This window comes from Paramesorhizobium salinisoli (genome assembly GCF_003335045.1).
In the GTDB taxonomy this organism is placed as follows: domain Bacteria; phylum Pseudomonadota; class Alphaproteobacteria; order Rhizobiales; family Rhizobiaceae; genus Paramesorhizobium; species Paramesorhizobium salinisoli.
The window spans coordinates 1-255 of the sequence record NZ_QOZG01000153.1; the positions used below are offsets into that span (position 1 = coordinate 1).

Annotated in this window: 1 protein-coding gene; it reads right to left on the reverse strand. The window is 60.0% G+C overall.

The genetic code is table 11. The features are described 5' to 3' along the window. A partial coding sequence (locus tag DUT91_RS25330) for a DDE-type integrase/transposase/recombinase (protein ID WP_147272325.1) occupies positions 1–255 on the reverse strand: 255 nt, incomplete at both ends.

The window sequence follows — 255 nt, forward strand, 5'->3', positions numbered from 1 at the left end:
ATGTAGTGCCACTCGACCTTGTGCTCCTTTGACCAGGCGAGGATCGCGTTCGACGTGAATTCCGTGCCATGGTCGGAGACAATCATGCCGGGCTTGCCGCGCCGCTCAAGGAGCGCCGTCAATTCGCGAGCAACACGACGGCCGGAGATCGAGGTGTCGGGGATCGCTGCCAGGCATTCGCGCGTCACGTCATCGACGATGTTGAGCACGCGAAATCTTCTTCCGCAGGCGAACTGATCATGGACGAAATCCAGC